Annotated in this window: 21 protein-coding genes and 2 pseudogenes; 19 read left to right on the forward strand and 4 right to left on the reverse strand. The window is 71.0% G+C overall.

Annotated elements, in window-relative coordinates; all coding sequences use genetic code 11:
- The first annotated feature begins 74 nt into the window (after window positions 1-74).
- Entirely contained in the window at window positions 75-1016 is a 942-nt protein-coding gene (locus O1G22_RS32015) for a 5-dehydro-4-deoxyglucarate dehydratase (protein ID WP_270084495.1), read from the forward strand.
- Window positions 1013-2176: a hypothetical protein gene (locus O1G22_RS32020; RefSeq protein ID WP_270084496.1), complete on the forward strand. Its 1164-nt coding sequence runs from the start codon at window positions 1013-1015 to the stop codon at window positions 2174-2176. The genes O1G22_RS32015 and O1G22_RS32020 overlap by 4 nt, the downstream gene beginning before the upstream one ends.
- Here the strand turns inward: O1G22_RS32020 and O1G22_RS32025 are convergent.
- Window positions 2113-3345, reverse strand: coding sequence for an MFS transporter (locus tag O1G22_RS32025; protein WP_270084497.1), 1233 nt, complete (start codon window positions 3343-3345; stop codon window positions 2113-2115). The genes O1G22_RS32020 and O1G22_RS32025 overlap by 64 nt on opposite strands.
- Before the next feature lie 193 nt (window positions 3346-3538).
- Here O1G22_RS32025 and O1G22_RS32030 point away from each other — a divergent pair, with 193 nt between their 5' ends.
- From O1G22_RS32030 to O1G22_RS32105, 16 genes are all read left to right on the forward strand, one after another.
- On the forward strand, window positions 3539-4129 hold the full coding sequence (locus tag O1G22_RS32030; protein WP_270084498.1) for a TIGR03086 family metal-binding protein: 591 nt from the start codon (window positions 3539-3541) through the stop codon (window positions 4127-4129).
- A gap of 187 nt (window positions 4130-4316) precedes the next feature.
- Entirely contained in the window at window positions 4317-5078 is a 762-nt protein-coding gene (locus O1G22_RS32035) for an MBL fold metallo-hydrolase (RefSeq protein ID WP_270084499.1), read from the forward strand.
- Between the two features lie 122 nt (window positions 5079-5200).
- Window positions 5201-5884 carry a GntR family transcriptional regulator gene (locus tag O1G22_RS32040; protein ID WP_270084500.1) on the forward strand — a complete coding sequence of 228 codons (684 nt, stop codon included), beginning with the start codon at window positions 5201-5203 and terminating at the stop codon, window positions 5882-5884.
- Complete coding sequence (locus O1G22_RS32045) at window positions 5881-6792, forward strand: dihydrodipicolinate synthase family protein (protein WP_270084501.1); 912 nt, start codon at window positions 5881-5883, stop codon at window positions 6790-6792. The genes O1G22_RS32040 and O1G22_RS32045 overlap by 4 nt, the downstream gene beginning before the upstream one ends.
- A complete protein-coding gene (gene araD / locus O1G22_RS32050) occupies window positions 6780-8522 on the forward strand; it encodes an L-arabinonate dehydratase (RefSeq protein WP_270084502.1) in 1743 nt (580 codons plus the stop codon). The genes O1G22_RS32045 and araD overlap by 13 nt, the downstream gene beginning before the upstream one ends.
- Before the next feature lie 107 nt (window positions 8523-8629).
- Window positions 8630-9565 carry a carbohydrate ABC transporter permease gene (locus O1G22_RS32055; protein ID WP_270084503.1) on the forward strand — a complete coding sequence of 312 codons (936 nt, stop codon included), beginning with the start codon at window positions 8630-8632 and terminating at the stop codon, window positions 9563-9565.
- Window positions 9562-10449: a carbohydrate ABC transporter permease gene (locus tag O1G22_RS32060; RefSeq protein ID WP_428986423.1), complete on the forward strand. Its 888-nt coding sequence runs from the start codon at window positions 9562-9564 to the stop codon at window positions 10447-10449. Before O1G22_RS32055 ends, O1G22_RS32060 begins: the two co-directional genes overlap by 4 nt.
- Window positions 10446-11585 (forward strand): Gfo/Idh/MocA family protein, encoded by a 1140-nt coding sequence (locus O1G22_RS32065; protein WP_270084504.1) that lies wholly within the window; start codon window positions 10446-10448, stop codon window positions 11583-11585. Before O1G22_RS32060 ends, O1G22_RS32065 begins: the two co-directional genes overlap by 4 nt.
- The gene (locus tag O1G22_RS32070) at window positions 11585-12469 is read left to right on the forward strand and encodes a DUF6807 domain-containing protein (protein WP_270084505.1); all 885 of its coding nucleotides are present in this window, start codon (window positions 11585-11587) and stop codon (window positions 12467-12469) included. Before O1G22_RS32065 ends, O1G22_RS32070 begins: the two co-directional genes overlap by 1 nt.
- Window positions 12466-14004 carry a glycoside hydrolase family 43 protein gene (locus O1G22_RS32075; RefSeq protein WP_270084506.1) on the forward strand — a complete coding sequence of 513 codons (1539 nt, stop codon included), beginning with the start codon at window positions 12466-12468 and terminating at the stop codon, window positions 14002-14004. The genes O1G22_RS32070 and O1G22_RS32075 overlap by 4 nt, the downstream gene beginning before the upstream one ends.
- 56 nt (window positions 14005-14060) lie before the next feature.
- On the forward strand, window positions 14061-15401 hold the full coding sequence (locus tag O1G22_RS32080; protein WP_270084507.1) for an ABC transporter substrate-binding protein: 1341 nt from the start codon (window positions 14061-14063) through the stop codon (window positions 15399-15401).
- 20 nt (window positions 15402-15421) lie between these two features.
- Window positions 15422-16219 carry a rhamnogalacturonan acetylesterase gene (locus tag O1G22_RS32085; protein WP_270084508.1) on the forward strand — a complete coding sequence of 266 codons (798 nt, stop codon included), beginning with the start codon at window positions 15422-15424 and terminating at the stop codon, window positions 16217-16219.
- 43 nt (window positions 16220-16262) lie between these two features.
- Window positions 16263-17591: a pectate lyase family protein gene (locus O1G22_RS32090; protein WP_270084509.1), complete on the forward strand. Its 1329-nt coding sequence runs from the start codon at window positions 16263-16265 to the stop codon at window positions 17589-17591.
- 88 nt (window positions 17592-17679) lie between these two features.
- On the forward strand, window positions 17680-18819 hold the full coding sequence (locus O1G22_RS32095) for a pectinesterase family protein (protein ID WP_428986424.1): 1140 nt from the start codon (window positions 17680-17682) through the stop codon (window positions 18817-18819).
- Between the two features lie 23 nt (window positions 18820-18842).
- Window positions 18843-19952 (forward strand): right-handed parallel beta-helix repeat-containing protein, encoded by a 1110-nt coding sequence (locus tag O1G22_RS32100; RefSeq protein WP_270084511.1) that lies wholly within the window; start codon window positions 18843-18845, stop codon window positions 19950-19952.
- A gap of 524 nt (window positions 19953-20476) precedes the next feature.
- A complete protein-coding gene (locus tag O1G22_RS32105; protein WP_270084512.1) occupies window positions 20477-21274 on the forward strand; it encodes an HAD family acid phosphatase in 798 nt (265 codons plus the stop codon).
- An 18-nt stretch (window positions 21275-21292) separates the two neighbouring features.
- Here O1G22_RS32105 and O1G22_RS32110 read toward each other — a convergent pair.
- Window positions 21293-22327 (reverse strand): annotated as a pseudogene (locus O1G22_RS32110) (glycoside hydrolase family 43 protein); the annotation flags it as partial.
- Between the two features lie 184 nt (window positions 22328-22511).
- Here O1G22_RS32110 and O1G22_RS32115 point away from each other — a divergent pair.
- Window positions 22512-22871: pseudogene (locus O1G22_RS32115) on the forward strand (hypothetical protein); the annotation flags it as partial.
- A 92-nt stretch (window positions 22872-22963) separates the two neighbouring features.
- Here the strand turns inward: O1G22_RS32115 and O1G22_RS32120 are convergent.
- Window positions 22964-23815 carry a hypothetical protein gene (locus O1G22_RS32120; protein ID WP_270084513.1) on the reverse strand — a complete coding sequence of 284 codons (852 nt, stop codon included), beginning with the start codon at window positions 23813-23815 and terminating at the stop codon, window positions 22964-22966.
- Window positions 23812-24381 carry a SigE family RNA polymerase sigma factor gene (locus O1G22_RS32125; RefSeq protein WP_270084514.1) on the reverse strand — a complete coding sequence of 190 codons (570 nt, stop codon included), beginning with the start codon at window positions 24379-24381 and terminating at the stop codon, window positions 23812-23814. The genes O1G22_RS32120 and O1G22_RS32125 overlap by 4 nt, the downstream gene beginning before the upstream one ends.
- Between the last annotated feature and the right edge of the window lie 144 nt (window positions 24382-24525).

Consider the following 24525-nt stretch of genomic DNA (forward strand, 5'->3'; position numbering starts at 1 on the left):
CCCCTTAGCGTGGTCGCGTTCAGAAATGTAGACGCCAATCAGAAACATGCACCGTGTGTCTCAAGGGAGAGCCCGTGACGCCAGCCCCTCTCGCCGCCCGGCTCAGCGCCCCGAGCGGGCCGCTCTTCTTCCCCGTCACGGCCTACGGCCAGGGCGGCGCCCTCGACCTCGACACCTACCGCACCCATGTGCGCCGGGGTGTCGAGGCCGGTGCCGCCGCCGTGTTCGCCTGCTGCGGCACCGGGGAGTTCCACGCGCTGCTGCCGGAGGAGTTCCAGGCGGCCGTACGGGCGGCCGTGGAGGCGGCCGAGGGGCGGGTGCCGGTGGTCGCGGGCGCCGGATACGGCACCGCGCTCGCCGTCCGCTACGCGCGCCTGGCCGAGGAGGCGGGCGCCGACGGCCTGCTCGCCATGCCCCCGTACCTCGTCCAGGCCGGACAGGAGGGCCTGCTGCGGCACTACCGCGAGGTCGCCGCCGCCACCGCCCTCCCGGTCATCGTCTACCAGCGCGACAACGCCGTCTTCACCCCGCACACGGTGGTCGGACTCGCCCGCACCGACGGGATCATCGGCCTCAAGGACGGCCTCGGCGACCTCGACCTCATGCAGCGCATCGTCAGCGCGGTGCGCACCGAGGTCCCCGGCGACTTCCTCTACTTCAACGGCCTGCCCACCGCCGAACAGACCCAGCTCGCCTACCACGCCCTCGGCATCACCCTGTACTCCTCGGCCGTCTTCTGCTTCGCCCCCGAGATCGCCCTCGCCTACTACAACGCCGTCAATGCGGGCGACACGGCGACCGTGGGGCGCCTGCTGGACGGCTTCTACCGCCCGTTCGTGGAACTGCGCGCCCAGGGCCGCGGCTACGCCGTCTCCCTCGTCAAGGCGGGCGTACGGCTGCGCGGCCTGGACGTCGGCGAGGTCCGGCCCCCGCTGCACGAGCCGCCGGAGGAGCACGTCAAGCAGCTCGCCCAGCTCATCGAACGGGGCCATGCGCTGCTGGAGGAGGGCCGGTGAAGGCGTCCGCGTTCCTCTACCCCTGGGACGTCGTCGGGGACCCCGACGCCCCCGCGCGCGTGGCCGGGCTCGGCGTGGAGCAGGTGACCCTCGCCGCCGCCTACCACTCCACCCGCGCCCTGACCCCCCGCCACCCCGGCCACCGCATCGTCACCGCCGAGTACGCGGCCGTCCTCTACCCGCCGGGCGAACGCTGGGCGGGCCGGGGCCTCAGGCCGTACCCCGCCGGCCGCTGGGCCCCGGGCGACGCCCACGGCGAGGCCGCGCGGGCCCTGGGCGCGGCCGGCCTGGAGGTGCACACCTGGGTCGTCCTCGCCCACAACTCCCGGCTGGGCGCCGAACACCCGGACACCTCGGTCGTCAACGCCTACGGCGACCGCTACCCCTGGGCGCCCTGCATCGCCCAGCCCGCCACGCGCGCGTACCTGGCCGACCTGGCCGCCGAGGCCGCCGTACGCCCGGGCGCGCACGGCACCGAGCTGGAGTCCCTCGGCTGGTACGGGCTCCAGCATCTGCACGCCCACGACAAGACCGGCGGCGTCGCCCTCGGGGAGGCCGGGCAGTACCTGATGGCCCTGTGCTTCTGCCCGTCCTGCCGTGCCGGGTACGACGGGCAGGGCCTCGACCCGGACGCGTTAGTGGCCTCCGTACGGGACGCGCTGGAGCCGCTGTGGCGCGGCGCGGCCGGCGACGAAGGCTGGCCGACGGTCGGCAAGCTCCTCGGCGAGGAGACGGCGGCCCGCACGCGCGCCTGGCGCGAGGAAACCGCCGGCACCCTCCAGGAGGAGGTCGTCGCCGCCGTACGCGCCGCCGCCCCGGCCGGCTTCCGGATCCTGCTGCACGCCGACCCGGTCTCGTACCACTGCGGCGCCAACCCCGGCACCGACCCCGCTCGCGTCCTCTCCGTCGCCGACGGCGTCGTCGTACCGTGCGCCGGCGGCACGGCCCTGCTCGCGCCCTTCGCCGCACACGCCCGCGAGGAGACGGTGCTGGCCGCCAACTTCACCGTGGTCTCCGGGATGGGCGGCAGCCCCGGCACCCTCGCGGACGACGCGGCACGCGCGCGTGCGCAGGGCGCGACCGAACTGCGGCTGTATCACGCCGGGTTGGCGTCGGACGACGACCTCGCAGCGGTACGGGAGGCCCTGTCCGCGCGCTGAGCCAGCGCGGCCGCCGTCAGCAGCAGCGCCAGGCCGTAGATCGGCAACAGCAGCACGGGGGAGGCCAGTTCGACCAGGCCCGCCCCGAGGCCGAGCCCGATGACGTTCGGCGTGAAGACCAGGGTGTTGGCGGTCGCCGTCGCCCGGCCCAGCAGCGGGCCGGGCGTCTGCTGCTGGACGGCGGTGAACACCGCGACGAGCACCCAGGGCAGCCCGAGACCGGCCGCCGCGGAGGACGCGAGGGCGACCGGGTCCGACGGCACGGCACGGGTGATCACCGAGAGCGCCGTCAGCGCGATCCCCGCGGCCGCGAACCGGCGGGGACCGAGCCGCCGCAGCGCGGTGCCCGAGACGAGCCCGGCCGCCACCGAACCGGCGCCCTGGACGGCGTAGAGCACGCCCGTGTACGCGGGGGAGTGGCCGAGGCGGTCGACGACCGCATACAGCGTGGTGCTGCTCAAGGAGGCGAGGAGCATCGTCGTACCGCCCGCCCCGACCAGCGGTCGCAGTTCCGGGTGGCCCCACAGGTGCCGGAGGCCCTCCGCGGTCTCCTTGCGCCGGCTGCCGCCGGTCCGGGCCGGTCGTTCCTCGCGCACCCGCAGCAGGGCGTACAACCCGGCGGCGACCGCGAAGGTGCCCGCGTCCAGGCAGGCGACGGCCGGGCCGCCGAAGGCCGTGTACAGACCCGCACCGGTCAGCGGGGCGACGAGCTTCATGCCTTCGGTGACGGCCATGCGCAGCCCGTTGAGGTCGCCGAGGCGCTCCGGGCCGACGGCCGCGGTCACCAGGGCCGACTCGGCCGCGTCGTGGACGACCTCGGCGGCGCCGTAGACCAGCAGGACGGTGAAGAGCAGCCACAGGCCGCCCGGGGAGCGCACGGTGCACAGGGTGAGCAGCAGGGCGGCCAGTCCCGCGTTCAGCGCCACCAGCAGGGGCCCCCGGCGGACGCGGTCGGCGATCGTGCCCAGCGGCGGGCCCACCAGGGTGGGGGCCCACATGGCGAGCATGCACAGCGCGGCCAGGCTGTCGGAACCGGTGAGGTCCTTCACCCACACACCCGATGCCAGGAACAGCGCGGAGTTGCCGAAGCCCGACACCACCACCGCCGTCAGATACAGCCCCGCGTTGCGGTCGCGCAGCACGCGCGGCAGGGTCCAGGAAGTCGTCATGCCTGGTCATCGTGGGGCTAAGGGGGGTGGGCGCGGATCGGTAAGGTGCCTTATTCCGGTGCGGTCCGCTCCTGGCGGCAATCCGTCGGAACGTGTCAGTCGTGCCCCTGGGGCGTACACGGACCGATGAGTTTTCGGGAGCCCGCCGGTCTGCCCTTCGTACAGGCAGCGACCCTGAAGGAGTGAGACAGGCATGACCACGCTGGACCTCGGACCGCAGACCAGGATCGTGGCGCGGCTCGCCGAGTCGGTGACCGACGAGCAGATGACGGGCCCGACACCCTGCCCGGACCTGGCCGTGCGCAATCTGCTGGGTCACCTGCTGGGGCTGTCCGTCGCCTTCCGCGACGCGGCCCGCAAGGACCTCGGCCCCACGACCGACACCGACCCGGGCGCCACCGTCCCGGACATCGGACCCGGCTGGCGCGAGGAGCTGTCCAAGGCGCTGGACGAGCTGGCCGACGCCTGGCGCGACCCGGCCGCGTGGACCGGGGACACCCGGGCCGGCGGGGTGGATCTGCCGGCGCCGGTCGCGGGTGCCGTCGTCGCCGACGAGCTCGTCATCCACGGGTGGGATCTGGCGCGCGCCACGGGACAGGAGTATGCGCCCGACCCCGCCGCACTGGGCTCGGCGCTGACGTTCCTGCGTGCCGCCGCCGACGATCCCGACCGGGGCAGCGGCCTGTTCGGGCCGGTCGTTCCCGTCCCGGAGTCTTCGACGCTGCTGGACCGAGCCGTGGGTTTGAGCGGCCGGGATCCGGAATGGCGACCGGTGTCGGGTTAGCGGCTTCCCGCCGCGGAGGTGCAGACCGCTTCCGGCTGCGGGTCCCTCTCGTTTGTTCGCTCCCCCAAGTTCTCGGCTTCGCTCGAACAGGGGGACCCATCGCGGCGGAGCCGCACACCGGCACGGCCCCGCGCCCCTTGGGGAGTCGCAGCGTCCCTGGCTGAAACGGCACCGTACGCTTCCCTCCATGCCCCTCAGCCTCACCGTCCTCGGCACCGCCTCCCCGCATCCCGGTCCCGACCGGCCCTGCTCGGGGTATCTGCTGGCCGGCGGTGGGGCCGAGGTGTGGGTGGACGCGGGCCCCGGGTCGTTCGCCGCGTTGCAACGGCACACGGATCCGGCACGGCTCACCGCGATCTGGATCTCCCATCTGCACGCCGACCACAGTGCCGACCTGCTCGCCGCCGCCTATGCCTTCGCCTTCGGCGGGATGACCCCGCACGCGCCGGTCCCGGTGTACGCCCCGCGGGACTGTGCCCAGCGGCTGGCCGGCTTCTTCGGGCGGCCGGACGTCGGGTTCCTCAAGGACGTCTTCGACTTCCGGGCGCTGTACGACGGCCACGACGTCCGGCACTGGAACCTCCGGCTGACCGCCCGCGCCGTCGCCCACGACACCGAGGCGTACGGGCTGCGCGCCGAGTGCCAGGGGAGCGTGTTCGCGTACTCGGGGGACAGCGGGCCGTGCGCCGCGCTCGGTGAACTCGCCTACCGTGCCGATCTGTTCCTGTGCGAGGCCGACATCGACGTGCATCGCGAGAGCGAACAGGGCGCACAGGTGCATCTGACGCCCGAGGACGCCGGGCGTATCGCCCGCGAGGCGCGTGTGCGCGGGCTGCTCGTCACCCACGTCGGTCCCACGCTCACCCGCGAGGCGGCCACCGCACGCGCCGCCGAGGTGGCGGGCCGACCCACCTTCGCCGCGGTCGAGGGCGCCACCCACACGCTCTGAGGGCGCCCCCCGACTTCCTTTGTCAGAAGCATTGACGAAACACAGGCCCCCTCTTACCTTCAACCGCGTCGTACTTCGTACGTCATATATGAGACGCGATATGTGAGATCCGAGAGGGCCGCATGACCTCTGTGCCCACCCCGATCCCGTCCCGCACGCAGTTCGTGCTGGACGCGATCAAACACCGCATCCTGACCGGGCAGCTGACGCCCGGACAGGCCCTGGTCGAGACGGAGCTGGCCGCGCAGTTCGGGGTGTCCAAGACCCCGGTGCGCGAGGCGCTGAAGACCCTCGCCGGGACCGGCCTCGTCGTGATGAGCCAGTACAAGGGCGTCACGGTGCGCATGGTGGACGCGGACATGGCGCGCGAGGTCTACGACGTGCGCCTGCTGCTGGAGCCGGAGGCGCTGCGCAGGGCCGTCCGGCGCGGTGCCTCCCTCGACGACGCCCGCGACGCGCTCTCCCGCGCCGACGAGGCCACCGACACCGCCGAACGGTCGCTCGCCAACCGGGAGTTCCACCGCGCCCTCTACCTGCCGTGCGGCAACCCGCTGCTCGGCCGGATGCTCGACGAGGTCCGCGACCAGGCCGCCCTCGTCTCCGCCGTCGCCTGGGCCACCGACCCCTCCTGGGAGCGGGAGGCCGCCGAGCACCGGGACATCCTGCGGCTCGCGCTCGCCGGCGACGCCGATGGGGCCGCCGGCGCCCTGCACGCCCACATCGCGTCCTTCGTCCAGCGCGCATTCCCCTCGGACACCTCGGACCCCTCGGACCCCCAGCCCCACGCAGAGGAAGGTCATCGATGAGCAGCGTGACGTTCGAGAGCAGGCGGGCGGCCCTGGCCGACGTGGTGGCCATCCCGGTGACCCCGTTCGCCGCGGACGGCTCCATCGACACCGGCACCCACCGGGCCCTGCTGCGCCGCCTGCTCGAAGCCGGGATCACCACCCTCACCCCGAACGGCAACACCGGCGAGTTCTACGCTCTCAGCCCCGAAGAGCGCCGTGTCGTCACCGAGTCGACCATCGACGAGGTCGGCGACCGCGCCGCGATCCTCGTCGGTGTCGGACACGATCTGCCCACCGCCGTCGCCTCCGCCCGGCACGCCCGTGACCTCGGCGCCGGCATGGTCATGGTGCACCAGCCCGCCCACCCCTACGTCTCCGCGGCCGGCTGGGTCGACTACCACCGCGCCATCGCCGAGGCCGTGCCCGAGCTGGGCGTGGTGCCGTACCTGCGCAACGCCCAGCTGCCCGGCGCCCGGCTCGCCGAACTCGCCGACCACTGCCCGAACGTCATCGGCGTCAAGTACGCCGTACCGGACGCGTCCCGCTTCGCCGCCTTCGCCCGCGACGCCGGCCTCGACCGCTTCGTCTGGGTCGCCGGGCTCGCCGAGCCGTACGCCCCCTCCTACTTCTCGGCGGGCGCCACCGGCTTCACCTCCGGACTCGTGAACGTCGCCCCGGCCGTCTCGCTGAACATGATCGAAGCGCTGCGGTCCGGCGACTACCCGGCCGCCATGAAGGTCTGGGAGCAGATCCGCCGCTTCGAGGAACTCCGGGCCGCCCACGGCTCCGCCAACAACGTCACCGTCGTCAAGGAGGCCCTCGCCTCGCTCGGCCTGTGCCGCCGGGACGTCCGCCCGCCGAGCCGGCACCTCCCCGAGGACGAGCGCGCCGAGGTCGCCGCCATCGCCGCCGGATGGTCCATATGAGCGTGCCCCGCAAGAGCCCCGAGGAGCTCAGAAGCCACCAGTGGTACGGCACCGAGGGCCTGCGCTCCTTCAGCCACCGCGCCCGCACCCGCCAGCTCGGCTATCTCCCCGAGGAACACCTCGGCAAGCCGGTCATCGCGATCCTCAACACCTGGTCCGACATCAACCCGTGCCATGTGCATCTGCGGGACCGCGCGCAGGCCGTGAAGCGGGGCGTGTGGCAGGCCGGGGGCTTCCCGCTCGAATTCCCGGTCTCCACGCTCAGCGAGACCTTCCAGAAGCCGACCCCCATGCTCTACCGCAACCTGCTCGCGCTGGAGACCGAGGAACTGCTGCGCTCCTACCCCGTCGACGGCGCGGTCCTCATGGGCGGCTGCGACAAGTCGACCCCGGCCCTGCTCATGGGAGCCGCCTCGGCCGATGTGCCCGCCGTCTTCGTGCCGGCCGGGCCCATGCTCCCGGGCCACTGGCGCGGCGAGGTCCTCGGCTCCGGCACCGACATGTGGAAGTACTGGGACCACAAGCGGGCCGGCCTCATCGGCGACTGCGAGATGGCCGAGCTGGAGAGCGGCCTGGCCCGCTCGCCGGGCCACTGCATGACGATGGGTACGGCGTCCACGCTGACGGCCGCCGCCGAGGCGCTCGGCGTGACCGTGCCGGGCGCGTCCAGCATCCCGGCGGTGGACTCGGGACACGACCGGATGGCCGCCAAGGCGGGCATGACGGCCGTCGAACTCGTCCACCAGGACCGGAAGCTGAGCCGGATCCTCACCCGTGAGGCCTTCGAGGACGCCGTCACCACCGTGCTCGGCCTCGGCGGCTCCACCAACGCCGTGATCCATCTGATCGCCATGGCCGGCCGGGCGGGCGTACGGCTCACCCTGGACGACTTCGACCGCATCGCCCGCACCGTGCCCGTCCTCGCCGACGTCCGCCCCGGCGGCCGGAAGTACCTCATGGAGGACTTCCACTTCGCCGGCGGCCTGCCCGGCTTCCTCTCCCGGATCCCGGACCTGCTCCACCTGGACCGGCCGACGGTCTCGTACGACACCCTGCGCGAGCAGATCGCGGGCGCCCAGGTGCACCACGACGACGTCATCCGGACCCGGGACAACCCGGTCGCGAGCGAGGGCGGGGTCGCCGTACTGCGCGGCAACCTCTGCCCGGACGGCGCGGTCGTCAAGCACATCGCCGCCGAGCCCCACCTGCTCAAGCACACCGGACCGGCGGTCGTCTTCGACGACTACAGGACCATGCAGCGCATCATCAACGACCCTGCGCTCGGCATCACCGCCGACAGCGTGCTGGTGCTGCGCAACGCCGGGCCCAAGGGCGGACCCGGCATGCCCGAGTACGGCATGCTCCCCATCCCCGACCACCTGCTCAAGCAGGGCGTGCGGGACATGGTGCGGATCTCCGACGCCCGGATGAGCGGAACGAGTTACGGCGCCTGTGTGCTGCACGTGGCCCCGGAGTCGTACGTCGGCGGGCCCCTGGCGCTGGTGCGCACCGGGGATCTCATCACCCTGGACGTCGACGCCCGCAGCCTCCATCTCCACGTGGACGACGAGGAGTTGGCGCGCCGCAGGGCCGAGTGGACCCCGCCGCCCGCCCGGTACGAACGCGGCTACGGCGCCCTCTACAACGAGCAGATCACCCAGGCCGACACCGGCTGCGACTTCGAGTTCCTCGCCCGGCCGGGCCACGTGCCGGACCCGTACGCCGGCTGAGCACACCCGTGTATCCGCCTGTCGAAGCGCTTCACGCATGTGCATGTAGCAAGCGCTTCCTATGCCCACCGCACTCGCTGAACAGCCCACTGCGAACGGAGAAAGTCATGGCCCAAGCCGCAGCCGTGGCGGAACCGCCCGCGCCACCCCGGCGGCGCCGTGCCTCCGCGACCCCGCGCAGGCTGCCGTACCTGCTGATCGCCCCGGCGGCCCTGCTGATGCTGGGCTTCATCGCCTACCCGGTGCTCAGCGTCTTCTACTACAGCCTGCAGAACTACAACCCGACCAAGCCGTGGCGGAACGGCTTCGCGGGATTCGGCAACTTCACGCAGATCTTCGCCCACGACCCCCAGTTCTGGGACACGCTGACCTTCAGCGCCAAGTGGGTCGTGGTGGAAGTCGGGTTGCAGTTGCTGTTGGGCCTGGCGCTGGCGCTCATCGTCAACCAGACCTTCGTCGGCCGGGCGCTGGGCCGCGCCCTGGTCTTCTCGCCCTGGGCCGTCTCCGGCGTGCTGACCTCCGCGATCTGGGTGCTGCTCTACAACTCCCAGACGGGCATCACCCGTTACCTTGCCGACGCGGGGCTGGGGTCGTACGGCACCAGCTGGCTGTCGGACACCTCCACCGTCTTCCCGGCGGCGGTCGTCGCCGACCTGTGGCGGGGTGTGCCCTTCTTCGCGATCCTCATCCTCGCCGACCTCCAGTCCGTCTCGAAGGACCTGTACGAGGCCGCCGAGGTCGACGGGGCGAGCAGGATCAAGCAGTTCTGGCACATCACCCTGCCCCATCTGAAGGACGCCATCGTGCTGTCCACGCTGCTGCGCGCGGTGTGGGAGTTCAACAACGTCGACCTGCTCTACACCCTGACCGGCGGCGGTCCGGCCGGCGAGACCACGACCCTTCCCCTCTACATCGCCAACACCAGTGTCGACGCACACAACTTCGGCTACGCCTCCGCGCTGACCACGGTGGCGTTCGTGATCCTGCTCTTCTGCTCGATCGTCTATCTGCGGCTGAGCAAGTTCGGAGGTGAGAGCAAGTGATCACCGAGATCGCTCCCGCGGAGGACGAGCGCGTGGCGCCCGAGCCCGCCCTGCCCCGCAAGCGGCGGCGCGCCTGGGACGAGGTACCGCGCTGGCAGATCTATGTCCCCTTGTCGATCTATCTCCTCTTCACCCTGATCCCCTTCTACTGGATCCTGCTCTTCGCCCTGCGCCCGGCAGGCTCCACCTCGCTCGTGCCGTGGCCGATGACCTTCGAACACTTCCAGAAGGTGTGGACCGAGCGCAGCTTCGGCACCTACTTCACCAACAGCGTCTACGTCGGCCTCGCCACCCTGGTGCTGACCACCGTCGTCGCCCTGGCCGGCGGCTACGCCCTCGCCCGCTTCGACTTCAGGATCAAGCGCGGGTTCATGCTGGCCCTGCTGTGTTCCCAGTTCGTACCGGGCGCGCTGCTGCTGGTCCCGCTGTTCCAGATCTTCGCCAAGCTGTCGATGATCAACTCGCTCGCGAGTGTCGTCATCGCCGAGACCGTCTTCCAGCTGCCGCTGTCGATGATCCTCATCAGCGGGTTCATCCGGAACGTGCCGTACTCCCTGGAGGAGGCCGCCTGGGTGGACGGCTGCAACCGGATGACCGCCTTCCGGATCGTCGTCCTGCCGCTGCTGCGGCCCGGGCTGATCGCCGTCGGCTCCTTCGCCTTCGTGCACGCCTGGAACCACTTCCTGTTCGCCCTGATGTTCCTGTCCGACCAGAGCAAGCAGACCATCCCGGTCGGCCTCAACACCCTGATGAGCGCGGACAGCGTCGACCTCGGCGCGCTGGCGGCGGGCGGCATCATCGCGGCCGTACCCGTCGTGATCGTCTTCGCCTTCATCCAGAAGTGGCTGATCACCGGCTTCAGCGCGGGGGCGGTGAAGGGATGACACTGCCGATCGTTCTCGCGGGCGCGCGCGGTCACGGCCGCTGGCACCTCGACAACATCCGCCGGCTCCAGCGGCGCGGCCTCGTCCGGCTCGCCGGGATCTGCGAGCTGACCCCGCTGGCCCCGCACGAGATCCCCGACGGCCTCGGCACGCCCGAGCAGTCCGCCGACTTCGGTGCGCTCCTCGACGCCACCGGCGCCCGGATCGCGGTCGTCTGCACCCCCATCCCCACCCACACCGACCTCGCGCTCACGGCCGCCGCCCGGGGCGTGCACCTGCTGCTGGAGAAGCCGCCCGCGCCGTCGTACGCGGAGTTCCGGCGCATGGCCGACGGGGTCGGCACGGCGGGCGTGGTCTGCCAGATCGGGTTCCAGTCGCTCGGTTCGCACGCCGTGCCCGCGATCCGGCGGCTGCTCGCCGAGGGCGCGATCGGCGAGATCGTCGGGGTCGGCGGCGCCGGCGCCTGGGCCCGCGACGAGGCCTACTACCGGCGCGCCCCCTGGGCCGGCCGGCGCCGCCTGAACGGCACCGACGTGGTCGACGGAGTCCTCACCAACCCCCTCGCGCACGCCGTCGCCACCGGTCTCGCCCTGCTCGGCACCACCCGCGCCGAGGACGTCACCGGCATCGAGACCGAGCTGCGGCGGGCCAACGACATCGAGTCCGACGACACCTCCTGCGTCCGCGTGAGCACCCCGCGCGGCCCGGTCACCGTCGCCGCGACCCTGTGCGCCGAGGAGCCGGGGGAGCCGTACGTCCTGGTGCACGGCGGCAGCGGCCGGATCACCTTCTGGTACAAGCAGGACCGGGTACTGCTCCAGCGCGCCGGACACGGTCCGGAGGAGACCGAGTACGGCCGCACCGACCTGCTGGAGAACCTGGTCGAGCACCTGCAGAGCGGTACCGAGCTGCTGGTCCCGCCGGACGACACCGGCGCCTTCATGCGGGTCGTGGAGGCCGTCCGCACCGCCCCCGACCCGGCCCCGCTCCCGGACGGCGCCTGGCGGCGGCTGCCCGCCGAGGACCGCCGGATCGTGCCCGGCATCGACGCACTGGTCGCGGCCTCGGCCGACACCCTCGCCCTCTACTCCGAACTGGGCGCCCCCTGGGCCGTACGGAACGAGGCGAGCCGCTGATGGCCTCCCCCGACACCCTGGTCCTGCGGGCCGCGGGCCGCCCGGTCGCCCGGTACGTCACCCGGCCCGAACTGCCCGCCCGGCTCTCCCCCCGCCCCTATCTGCACCCGGTCACCACGCTGGCCGGTACAGCGGTGACCGAGCTGAGCCCCGCCGACCACGCACACCACCTCGGCGTCGGTGTCGCCGTTCCCGACGTCGAGGGGCACAACTTCTGGGGCGGGCGCTCCCCCAAGCTCTCAACTTCGTTCGAGCAGGGAGGTACCCCCACCGTCCGCGACCAGGGGCCGACCGAGCTCGACGACCACGGCGCCCAGCGGCACAGCGCCTTCCAACTGCGCGACCCCGACGGCTTCATGGAGGAGCTGCGCTGGGTCGCCGCCGGGGCCGAGCTGCTGCGCGAGCGCCGTACTGTCGCCGCCGTCGAACTCACCGCCACGGCCTGGGCTCTGGACTTCACCTTCTCCCTCACCAACGTCACCCCGGGGACCCTGACCATCGGCAGCCCCGCCACCGACGGACGGCCCGGCGCGGCCTACGGCGGCTTCTTCTGGCGGGCTCGGAAGGAACCCCGGGCACCCGAGGTCTTCACCGCCGACCGCGAGGGCGAGGACGGGGTGCACGGCCGGTGTGCCGGGTGGCTGGCGCTCGCCGGGGCCGGCTGGACGCTGGTCTTCGCCGGCGCCACCGAGGAGACCCGGCGCGACCCGTGGTTCGTGCGCGCCGCCGAGTACCCGGGCGTGGGCTCGTCGCTGGCGCACACCGAGCGGCTGACCGTCGAGCCCGGCGTGACCGCCGTACGCCGGATCGTCACCGTCGTCGCCGACGGCCGGCTGGACCGGGACGGGGCCGCCGCGCTGGCCCGGAAGGCGGTGAGCGCATGAGCACCTACGCCAATCCCGTCCTGAACGCCGACTGGTCCGACCCGGACGTGGTCCGCGTCGGTGACGACTTCTACCTCACCGCCTCCAGCTTCGGCCGCGCCCCCGGCCTGCCGCTGCTGCACTCGCGCGACCTGGTGAACTGGACCCTCGTCGGCCATGCCCTCGAACGCCTCGAACCGGAGGAGCGGTTCGCGCTGCCCCGGCACGACGGCGGGGTCTGGGCGCCCTCGATCCGGCACCACGACGACCGCTTCTGGATCTTCTGGGGCGATCCCGACCAGGGCATCTTCCAGGTCAACGCCCCGGAGATCAGGGGCCCTTGGACCCGCCCGCACCTGCTGAAGGCCGGCCTGGGCCTGATCGACCCGTGCCCGCTGTGGGACGACGAGACCGGCGACGCCTACCTCGTGCACGCCTGGGCGAAGTCCCGCTCCGGCATCAAGAACCGGCTCACCGGCCACCGGATGCACCCCGACGGCACCTCGCTGCTGGACGAGGGCAAGGTGATCGTCGACGGCGACCGCATCCCCGGCTGGTTCACCCTGGAGGGCCCCAAGCTCTACCGGCACGACGGCTGGTTCTGGATCCTCGCGCCCGCCGGGGGAGTGGAGACCGGCTGGCAGGGCGCCTTCCGCTCGCGCGGCTTCTTCGGGCCGTACGAGGAGCGGATCGTCCTGGAGCAGGGAGACACCGAGGTCAACGGGCCGCACCAGGGCGGCTGGGTGCGCACGCCGGCCGGCGAGGACTGGTTCCTGCACTTCCAGCAGCGCGGCGCGTACGGCAGGGTCGTCCACCTCCAGCCCATGGGCTGGGGCCCGGACGGCTGGCCGGTCATCGGGGACAGCGGCGCCCCCGTCGCCGTACACCGCAGGCCCGCTCTTCCGGCGCAGCCGCCCGCCGTGCCCGCCACCGACGACGACTTCCCCGGCGGGCGGTACGGCCGTCAGTGGCAGTGGACCGCCAACCCTCCCCCACTCTCGGCTTCGCTCGAGCGGGGGGACCCCCATGCCGGCTGGGCCACCCAGCACTCGGCGGACGGGCTGCGGCTGAGCTGCGTGCGCTCGGCCGACGCCCACGACCCGCGCAGGCTCCCGAACATCCTCACCCAGCGGCTGCCCGGCCTGCCCTGCACGGTGGAGGTCGAGCTGCGGCTGGACTCCGCCGAACCCGGGGCGCGGGCCGGACTCGTCGTCCTCGGCGACGCGTTCGGCTGGATCGGGCTGGAACGGGCGGCCGACGGCACGGTCCGGCTCGTGCACCGGTTCGCGGAGGCCGCCGCCGACCGGGAGCGGGACGCCGGGGTGTCCTGCCCCGCGCCCGAGGGGCGGGCCCGGCTGCGGATCGAGATCGGCGCCGGGGCGCGCTGCCGGTTCGGCTACGACGTCGGGGACGGCCCGCGCCGCTCCGGTCCCGTCTTCGCGGCCACTCCCTGGCGCTGGGTCGGTGCCCTGCTCGGCCTGTTCGCCGTCGCTCCCGAGGGACCGGGGCACGCGGGGGCGGCGACCTTCACCCGGTTCCGGATCACGTCTTCGTAGTCCGTCCTCTTCGTAGTTCTTCCGCACTCTCCTTCGATGATGAAAAGAGCCGACGTATGAAGAGCAGAAGCATCCGCAGAAGCAGGCGCGCCGCCATGGCCGTCGCCGTGGGTTCCGTCGTCGCGCTGACCGCGACCGCGTGCGGCGACAACGGCAGCGGCAGCGCGGGGGACAAGGGGAACGAGGGGTCCGGGAAGGGCACGATCACCTTCTGGGACAACAACGGCGGTGTCCGCACCGACATCTGGAAGCAGATCATCGGCGACTTCGAGAAGAAGTACCCGGACATCAAGGTCGACTACGTCGGCATCCCGGCGGCCAGCGCCCAGTCGAAGTACGACACCGCGATCCAGGGCGGCGGCCTGCCCGACGTGGGCGGAGTGGGCACCGCGATGCTCGCCGAGGTCGCGGCCCAGAACGCGTTGGAGCCGCTGGACTCCCGGCTCTCGAAGAGCACGCTCAACGGCAAGCTGAGCCAGAACCTCATCGACGTCAGCAAGGCGGCCGGCGGCGACAACACGCTCTACCAGGTGCCGACGTCCGCGAACAACGGCACGCTGTGGTACCGGACCGACCTGTTCAAGAAGGCGGGCCTGGCCGCGCCGACGACCTGGTCGAAGTTCTACGAGGCCGCCGACAAGCTGACGAACAAGGGCAAGAACGAGTTCGGCTTCACCATCCGCGGCGGTGCGGGATCCATTGCGCCGGCCCTGGACGCGGTGTACGGCCAGACCGGCATCACCTCGTTCTGGAACGGTGACAAGACCACCGTCAACGATCCCAGGAACGTGGCGGCGCTGGAGAAGTACATCGCGCTCTACAAGAAGGACACCCCGTCCGCCGACATCAACAACGACTTCACGAAGATGGTCGCCCAGTGGGACAGCGGCACCATCGGCATGCTGAGCCACAATCTCGGTTCCTACCAGGACCATCTGAAGGCGCTCGGCAAGGACAAGTTCCGGGGCGTTCCGAACCCCACGACGGACGACGGCACGCGCGTCCAGGTGTCCAACCCGGTGGACGGGCTGAGCCTGTTCAAGTCGAGCAAGAACAAGGCGGCCGCCTGGAAGTTCATCGAGTTCGCCGTCTCGGCCGCCGAGAACTCCAAGTTCAACCAGTCGGCGGGGCAGGTGCCGGCGAACACGGACGCGGCGAAGGACGCGTGGATCCAGCAGGCCGAGCCCACGAAGCTGGCGGCCGAGGCACTGAACGGGGCCAACACGAAGATCGTCCAGCTGCCGTACTACCTGCCCGACTGGAACACCATCTCCAAGTCCGACAACGAGCCGAACTTCCAGAAGCTGCTGCTCGGCAAGCTGAGCGCGAAGCAGTTCCTGGACACGCTGGCCGATCAGCTGAACAAGGCTCAGGCGGACTGGAAGAAGAATCACTGACAGCCTGAGAAAGGACCGTCGTGTCCCTCACGCGCAGACAGGCCGGCCTCGCCGCCCTCGCTTCCGTTCCCCTCGCACTCTCCGCCGGCGGCCTCGCCCAGGCCGCCGGGCGGTCGCGCACCCTCTATATCGCCGGTGATTCGACGGCGGCGCAGAAATACGCCGACGAGGCACCCGAGACCGGGTGGGGAATGGCACTCCCCTTCTTTCTGAGAAGAGACCACAAGGTCGACAACCGTGCCATGAACGGCCGGAGTTCGAAGAGCTTCGTCGACGAGGGGCGGCTCGACGCGATACTCGCCGAGATCCGTCCCGGGGACCTCCTTCTCGTCCAGTTCGCGCACAACGACGAGAAGGCCGCCGACCCCACCCGCTACACCGAGCCGTGGACGACGTACCAGCAGTATCTGCGGCTCTACCTCGACGGCGCCCGGGCCCACGGGGCCCGGCCCGTCCTGGCCACCCCGGTCGAGCGCCGCCGGTTCGACGCCGACGGCAACGCCGTGCCCACCCACGGCGAGTACCCGGCGGCCATGCGGGCGCTCGCGCGGGAGGAGGACGTCCCGCTGCTCGACATCGAGGCGCTGTCGCTCGCGCTGTGGCAGCGCCTCGGGGTGGAGGAGACGAAGGTCTACTTCAACTGGACCGCCACCGAGCAGGACAACACGCACTTCAACCCGCCCGGCGCCATCGCCGTGGCCCGGCTCGTGGCACAGGAGCTGCTGCGTACCCGGGTGCTGGCGCCGCACGACGCCGTACGGCTGCACGAGGACATCCCGACGTCCTGGATCACCTGGCCGCCGGCACCGCAATCCTGACCGCTTGCCTCTCATGTCGAGTCATATCGAGGAGACCCGCACAGTGCGTACACAGAAGTGTCATGGACGTGTCATAGCAGCGCTGGTGGGCTGCACAGCCCTGGTCCTCGCCGTCACCGGCACCGGCACGGCCTCCGCCCAGCCGGGCCTCCGGGCCTTTGGCCCGGACCGGCAGGTGCTGCCCGCCGACGACGGCTGGGCGGCGGACGGCACGGGGACGACCGGCGGTGCCGCCGCCGACTCCGCGCACGTGTACACCGTCACCACCTGGGACCAGTTCAAGGCGGCCCTCAAGGACGGCGGGAGCGCGCCGAAGATCATCCGCGTCCAGGGGACCATCCGCGCCGACGAGCCGAGCTGTGCTTCGTTCGCCGTGCCCGGCTACGACTTCGCCACCTACCTGAAGACCTACGACCCGGCGGTCTGGGGCCGCACCAAGAAGCTCGACGGCGAGCCCGCCGACAGCCCCGAGGGCCTGCGCCGTGCCTCGGCCGCCAACCAGGCCGCCTACGTCGAGGCGAACGTCCCGGCCAACACGACGATCATCGGCATCGGCAAGGACGCCGGATTCCAGGGCGCCAACCTGGTGATCAAGGGCGTGGACAACGTCATCGTCCGCAACCTGCGCTTCCAGAGCGCCCTCGACTGCTTCCCGCAGTGGGACCCCACCGACACGGCCGTCGGCAACTGGAACTCCGAGTACGACGACGTGACCATCTACGGCGGCACACACGTCTGGATGGACCACAACACCTTCACCGACGGCGACCACCCCGACAGCTCCCTGCCGTCCTACTACGGGCGGATCTACGAGCAGCACGACGGCGAGATGGACATCGTCAAGGGATCCGACCTCATCACCGCGTCCTGGAACGTCTTCGCGGACCACGACAAGACGACGCTCATCGGCAACAGCGACGGCGCCGCCACCGCCGCGATCGACCGGGGCCACCTCAGAGTCACCCTGCATCACAACCTGTACACGAACGTGCTGGAGCGCGCCCCGCGCGTCCGCTTCGGCAAGGTCGACTCCTACGACAACCACTTCGTCGCGGGCGGCACCGACTACGTCTACAGCTACGGCATCGGCATGGAGTCCCAGATCGTCGCCGAGCACAACGCGTTCACCCTCCCGGACGGCGTCCAGGCGGGCACGATCCTGAAGAAGTGGAAGGAGGCGCCGATCACCGCCGACGACAACTACGTCAACGGCGTCCCGACCGACCTGATCGCCGTTCACAACGCCCAGGTGCCGAGCGAGATCCTGCAGTCCGGCGCGGGCTGGACCCCGACCCTGCGGACGAAGGTGGACCCGGCCCAGGCCGTGCCGGGCATCGTCGATCACCGGGCAGGCGCCGGCCACCTGTGCTGAACCGCCGGCCGGGGCGCGCACCCCACCGCCCCGGCCGCCCTCCTCCTCCCGCTTCCCAGAGCCGCACGCACCGCGAAGGAGTATGACCATGCCCTCGCCCCAACTCCGGCTGTCCAGACGGGGTTTCCTCACCGCGAGCGCCGGGGTCACCGCCGCGCTCGGCCTCGTCGGCCTCGGTACCGTCCCCGCGCACGCCGCCGGGGCGCCGGGCCCGTTCGGCCGGTACGGTTCCCCGGCCCGCCGCCTCACTCCGCAGACCCTGTACGTCGACCCGCAGGGCCGGGGCGACTTCACCAGCGTCCAGACCGCCGTGACCGCCGCCACCGGCACCGGCCGCACCCTCGTCCTCGCCCCCGGCACCTACCGCGAGACGGTCGCCGTCGACACCACCCGTACGGAGATGACCTGGATCGGCGCCACCGAGGACCCCCGGGACGTCGTGATCGTCTACGACAACGCGGCCGGCACCCCCAAGCCCGGCGGCGGCACGTACGGCACGACCGGCTCGGCCACGGTGACCGTCCAGCCCGCCGGTTTCACGGCCCGCTGGATCACCTTCGCCAACGACTGGCTGCGCGCCGACCACCCCGGCATCAGCGGCACCCAGGCGGTCGCGATCAAGGTGCAGGGCGACCGCAGCGCCTTCCTGCACTGCCGTTTCCTCGGCCACCAGGACACCCTGTACGCCGACTCCATGGCCCTCACGGCCTTCGCCCGCCAGTACTACGCCCACTGCTACGTCGAAGGCGACGTCGACTTCGTCTTCGGCCGGGCCACGGCGGTGTACGAGCACTGCCACTTCCGCACCCTCGACCGGACGGACGTGCCGACGGCCCCGTACGGCTTCGTCTTCGCGCCCTCCACCGCCGTGGCCAACCCCCGCGGCTACCTCGTCGTACGCGGTCACGTCAGCAGCGCGGCCCCGGACGCGGCCTACAAGCTGGCCCGCCCCTGGGTGCCCGGCTCCGACACCACCGCCCGCCCGATGCTCACCGTCCGCGACACCTGGCTCGGCCCCGGCATCGACGCGGTCGCCCCCTACACCAACATGTCGGACGCCTATCCGTGGCAGTCCATGCGCTTCGTCGAGTACCGGAACACGGGGCCCGGCGCGGTGGTCACCGTCCCCGCCAACCGGCCCCAGCTCACCCCCGCCGAGGCAGTGCCGCACACCCCGGCCGCCTACCTCGGCGACTGGAATCCCCGACACCACAGCCGCTCGCTCTGAGCCGACGAAAGGACCCGCACGTCATGCGTCGCATCAAGAGCACATTCCTCGCACTCTCCGTGGCCGCCGGCGGGCTCGGCCTGCTCGCCACGCCCGCACACGCGGCCACGGTCGTGGTCAGCAATTCCACGGACCTGGCGAACGCCATCAAGAACGCCACCGCCGGAGAGGTCATCCAGGTCCGCGGTGGCACCTACTACCCGACGGCAACCCTCCAGTCCACGGCCAACGGCACCTCCTCCGCCCCGGTCACCCTGACGGCGTACGGCTCGGAGACGGTGAAGATAGACGGCTCGTCGCTGCCGTCGGGCTCCTGGATCTTCAAGCTGACGGCCGACTACTGGAACGTCTCCGGCATCACCTTCCAGAACGGGCCGAGCCACGCCGTCGTCTGCCAGTCCTGCACCGGGACGTACTGGAACAACGACAAGACGATCGACAACGGCGACTCCGGCTTCACGCTGACCGGGGACGGCACGGTGAACAACACCGTGAAGAACCTGGACAGTTACGGCAACTACGACGCCGCCACGCACGGCCAGAACGCCGACGGAGTCGCCATCAAGTTCGGCTCGGGCACCGGGAACCTGGTCACCGGAGCCCGGCTGTTCAACAACTCGGACGACGGCATCGACCTGTGGTCCTTCTCCTCCCCGGTGACCATCGAGCACACCTGGTCCTTCGGCAACGGCAAGAACCGCTGGGGCGACAGCGCCTTCGAGGGCAACGGCAACGGGTTCAAGCTGGGCGGCAACGGCGTCACGGTCGCCCACGTCGTCAACAACTCCGCCGCCTGGGACAACTCCGGCAACGGGTTCACGGAGAACTCCAACACCGGGTCGATCGTCATCAACCGCACGACGGCCTACGCGAACGCCAAGTGGGGCTACTACTTCGCGACCAGCTCGGCGAAGCTCGGCAAGAACCTGGCGGTCGGCAACGGAAGCGGCCTGGTCAGCAAGGGCTCCAACGTGACCTCGGCCGGCAACAACTGGGACTCCGGCATCTCCACCCCGTCCTTCATCTCCACGGACGCCACCACCGTCTACAACGCCCGCACGTCGGACGGCTCCCTGCCGGACACGACGTTCCTGACGACGGGCAGCACGACGATCGGCGCGACGATGAACTGACGGCCGGCCGGACTGGCGGACTGACGGAGTGCCGCACCCCCGAGTAGCTGATGCGCAGGCCCGAGTCGTGCTTCCACTTGGTGGGCGCGAAGTCCAGAACCAGCAGGCCGCTCTTGTCGGTGGCCGGCTGGAACCCGGCCAGCTCCAGATCCTTCACACAGCGGGTGGCACCCGGGATGTCGTAGTGCCCAGGATCGGAGACGAAGGCCCAGGCACCCTGAGGCAACGCGTCACGGAGCCTGGGCAGTTCGGCCAGGTAGGCCCTCGGGTCCAGAACAAACCCGTGCTCCTGCCAGTGGACATCGACGAATCTCATGCCCACGATCCTCACCCGCCCACCGCACGGTCGCAAAAACCGGTTCAGCATGGCTTCGATCGATGCGGCATCGCCCCCGAACCGCTCGCCTTGTCCGGGCACGAGAAAAGTGTATCGATCGGATAACACCCCTCGCCGGGCCGGGTGTTATGCGCGTAGACAGTCTCTGACCTGGTACGTCACTCCAACCACCAGATCCGGAGAATCCATGCGGAAGTCCCACAGAGCCGTCGCCCTCGGTGCCGCCTGCGCCCTCGCCGGCGTCGCGCTGTACGGCGCGGGCGCGGCCGGTGCCCGCCAGTCGACGGCGAACTCCACCCACGAGCCCTACAACATCGGGCAGTTGGTGAAGGACATCGACACCTACTACGGCACCAGCCTCGACAGCAACGGTGTCTATCAGGCGTCCCCGGACAGCCCGTACGCCAAGGACCTGGCCGGGATCGACGCCGACGCCAAGGCCTACATCGACAAGGCCGCGCGCAAGGCGCACCGGCACGGTGAGAAGCCGGCCGTGATGTTCGACATCGACGACACGCTGCTGCTCAGCCTGGACTACGAGAAGCGGTACAACTACACGTTCAGCTCCGCTACGTGGAACGACTATGTGAACCGTGCCGACCGGCCGGCGGTCTTCGGCAGCCCCGAGCTGGTCCGGTACGCCGAGTCCAAGGGCGTCGAGGTCTTCTACAACTCCGGCCTGAGCGAGGCGCAGCGCACCGCCGCCGTCGCCAACCTGAAGAAGGTCGGCGCCGATGTGAACCTCGACGCCGACCACATGTTCCTCAAGGACAAGGCCAACCCGCCGGCCTACCTGAGCGACTGCGCCACCCCGGGCGCCTGGACCTGCACGACCGTGCAGTACAAGTCCGGCACCCGCAAGCACATCGAGGACGACCTCGGCTACGAGATCATCGCCAACTTCGGCGACCAGTACTCGGACCTGGACGGCGGCTACGCCGACCGGACGTACAAGCTGCCCAACCCGACGTACTTCGTCTCCTGACGGCCCCGCCGCTCAGCCGTACGTCCTGAGCAGCCGCTCGTACTCCGCCCCCGTCACCGGCAGCACCGTGCCGTGGCGGGGGCTCGCCGGCAGCGCGTAGTCCGTGGACTCGGTCCACTTGCCGGAGGCCAGATCCGTGGTCTCGAAGGGCACGTACCCGCGCAGGCCGTACTCGTCGATGAACAGGTACCACTTCTTCTCGGTGTTCGACCGGAACACCGTCGGCCCCTCGCCGCGCTGGATCGCGCCGCTGCCGATGCAGTCCGCGACGAAGCCGTACTTCGTGGCCGTCAGATCCCGGGACTTCTCCGCTGTGATGAACTTCGAGCACGGGGAGCTGGAGCTCGGATCCCGCTCGTCCTTGGTGAAGCGGTAGTACGTCCCCTTGTCCTTGATGACCGTCGAGTCGATCACCGAGTAACCCGGGTCGTCCCAGACCTTCGGCGCGCTGAAGGTGCGGAAGTCCTTGGTCGTCGCGTACATCATGCGGTTGTACGTCGAGCCCATGTGGTCGGGGTCGTCGGCCGGGTACAGCTTCGACGCCCAGAAGACGACGTACTCGTGCAGCCGGTCGTCCCAGTAGGCCTCCGGCGCCCAGGTGTTGCCCGCGTTGTCCGGAGCGACCTTCACCAGCCGCTGGTCGGTCCAGTGGACCAGGTCGGTGGACTCCCAGATCATGATGGACCTGCTGCCGTGCCGCTGGACGTAGTCCCAGCCGCCGCTGCTGTTCTGATACATCCTCAGGTCGGTAGCGATCAAGTAGAACTTGTCGCCCTTGGGGGAGCGGATCACGAACGGATCGCGCAGACCCTTCTCCCCGATGGTCGACGACAACACGGGCTTGCCCCCGTTCAGCTCCCGCCAGTGCAGCGCGTCGTTGCCCTGGCTGAGGGCGAAATGGATCTGCTCGCCGTCGGTCGTGCCCTCGCCGGTGAAGTAGGCGAAGAGGTAACCGGCGTACGTGGTGCGGGCCGGGTCCGCCGAGCCCGGCTGGGCGGCCAGCAGGGTGAGGGCGAGGGCGAACAGGGGAACCAGCAGTTTTCTGAGACGCATGGCCGTCCTGGGGGATCGTGAGGGTTTCTGTTGGGTGCTGTGCGGTCCGCGTTCTCGGAGTGTGGCCAGCGGGGGACAGGGCGTCAATCGGTGTGCGGGCGATGGGAGGGGGCGAAAGTTTCGGTCGTTTTCGTGCGGGCCCGGCACCCCGGTCCAGCCGCGGCGACTGGAACCCGTCACCCCCATGACACCCCCCAGGAAAGGAACCACCGTGCGGCACAGCACCGGACGCCACCGCGGGACGCGCACCCTCACGATCGCCGCCGCCGCCGCCGTGGCCGTGGCCGCCGGCGGCGTCCACCTCGGCCTGTCCGACGGCGGAGCCCAGGCCACCACGGCCACGGTCACCGTCTCCACCACGGCCCAACTGGAGTCGGCCGTCAAGAACGCCGGCACCGGCACCGTCATCCGCCTCTACAACAACTCCGACGACGGCCTCGACCTGTGGCAGTTCTCCTCGACGGTCACCATCGAGCACTCCTGGGCCTTCGGCAACGGCAGGAACCGCTGGACCGACCCCGCCTTCCAGGGCAACGGCAACGGCGCCGGCTCGCTGCCGGCCACGACGTTTCTGACGACGGGGTCCGGTGTCATCGGGGCGACCATGAATTGAGTCCGTGGGTCCGTCGTGGCTGGTCAGCCGTGCTTTGCGAAGTCGCCCTTCACCACGTACGGCTTGCCGGCGGCGGTGCCCGTGATCGTGTAGCCGTCGCCCTTCGCGTCCCGGCCACCGCGCTCGTGGTTGTACTGCCCCGCGAACACCCACTCGCCCGCCGGGACCGTACGGCCCTCTTTGAGGGTCCAGGTGTAGACGAGGAAGCCGTCCCGCTCCTCCACCGTCTGTGTGAAGTCCGTCTCCGGCAGGGAGCGCCAAGCGCCCGTCGAGGACACCCCGCCGGTCTGGGCTACCTTCAACTCCACGGTGAGCGCGCTCAGTTGCTTCGAGGTCTTCAGGGTCAGATTGCTCTGCGCCCAGAAGTCGTTGCTGTGCGGGTCCACCGAGCCGTCCGACCACAGCGGGCCGTCCTGCTCGCTGTGGGCGACGGGCGGCTGTCCGGAGGCTCCCGGCGTGCGGGACGGCGAGGCACTCGGTGCGTGCGCGGAGTGCGTGCCGCCCGTGCTCGGGGCCGGACCGGAGGGAGCCGGTGGGCGCGAGGTCGCGTCCGGGGACGGCGTGGGCGTCGGCGAGACCGCCACCGTCTGTCGCGCGGGAGGCTTGTCCTTCACCGCGGACGCCACCGCGTACCCGCCGACGGCGAGCACCCCGGCGACCGCCGCCGTGGCCCCGACCACCCGTGCCCAGCCGAGCACCGGCGATCGCGTGGCCCGGTGGGCGGAGCGGGCGGAACGGGCGGCGCGAGCGGAGGGGGAGGGTGCGGCCATGCCGCGTTCCACGCGGGCCAGGATGCGCGCGCGGTCGGGCTCATGGGCCGCGGCCGCCTCGTGCAGCCGGGCGCGCAGCTCGTCGTGCACGTCCTGCTGCCTCATCGGTTCCGTCCTCCGCTCTCGCCGCTCCGGGTCGCCATCACCGCGTGCATCCGCCGCGGATCGCCCTGCGGGCCGAGCAATCTTTGCAGCTCGGCCATGCCCTTGGACGTCTGGCTCTTAACCGTACCCACCGACACCCCGAGCGCGAGCGCGGTGTCCTTCTCCGAGAGGTCGAACGCGTGCCGCAGCACCACGCAGGCCCGTTTGCGGAACGGCAGTCTGCGCAGCGCCTCCTGCACGTCCACCACCCCGGCCACGTCCGGGTTCTCGGTCTTCTCCTCGCGGTGCGACCAGAACAGCGCGATCCGGCGCCGTTCGCGCACCGCGCTGCGGATCCGGGTGCGGGCCAGGTTGGCGACCACGCCCCGGGCGTACGCCACCGGATGGTCGGCGCCGCGGACCCGGTCCCAGCGGTGCCACAGCGCCAGCAGCGCGTCCGCCGCCAGGTCGTCGGCGGCGTCGGACTCACCGGTCAACAGGTAGGCCAGGCGGGAGAGTTCGGCGTAGTGCCGTTCGAAGAAGGCATGGAACTCCACGGAGGCGGCGTCGTCGACGACTGTGCCCACGGGTGACCTCTTCTCGATACGACTCGGTACGACTCTGGAGTGTCATGTGAATGACAGCCGACACCCGGAGGGGGTGCCTCAGACGGAGATCCGGAAGCGTAGCAGTGATCATTTGGTGAAGATGTACGGGGGCTCGGACGGTGT

This window comes from Streptomyces camelliae, assembly GCF_027625935.1.
Lineage (GTDB): Bacteria > Actinomycetota > Actinomycetes > Streptomycetales > Streptomycetaceae > Streptomyces > Streptomyces camelliae.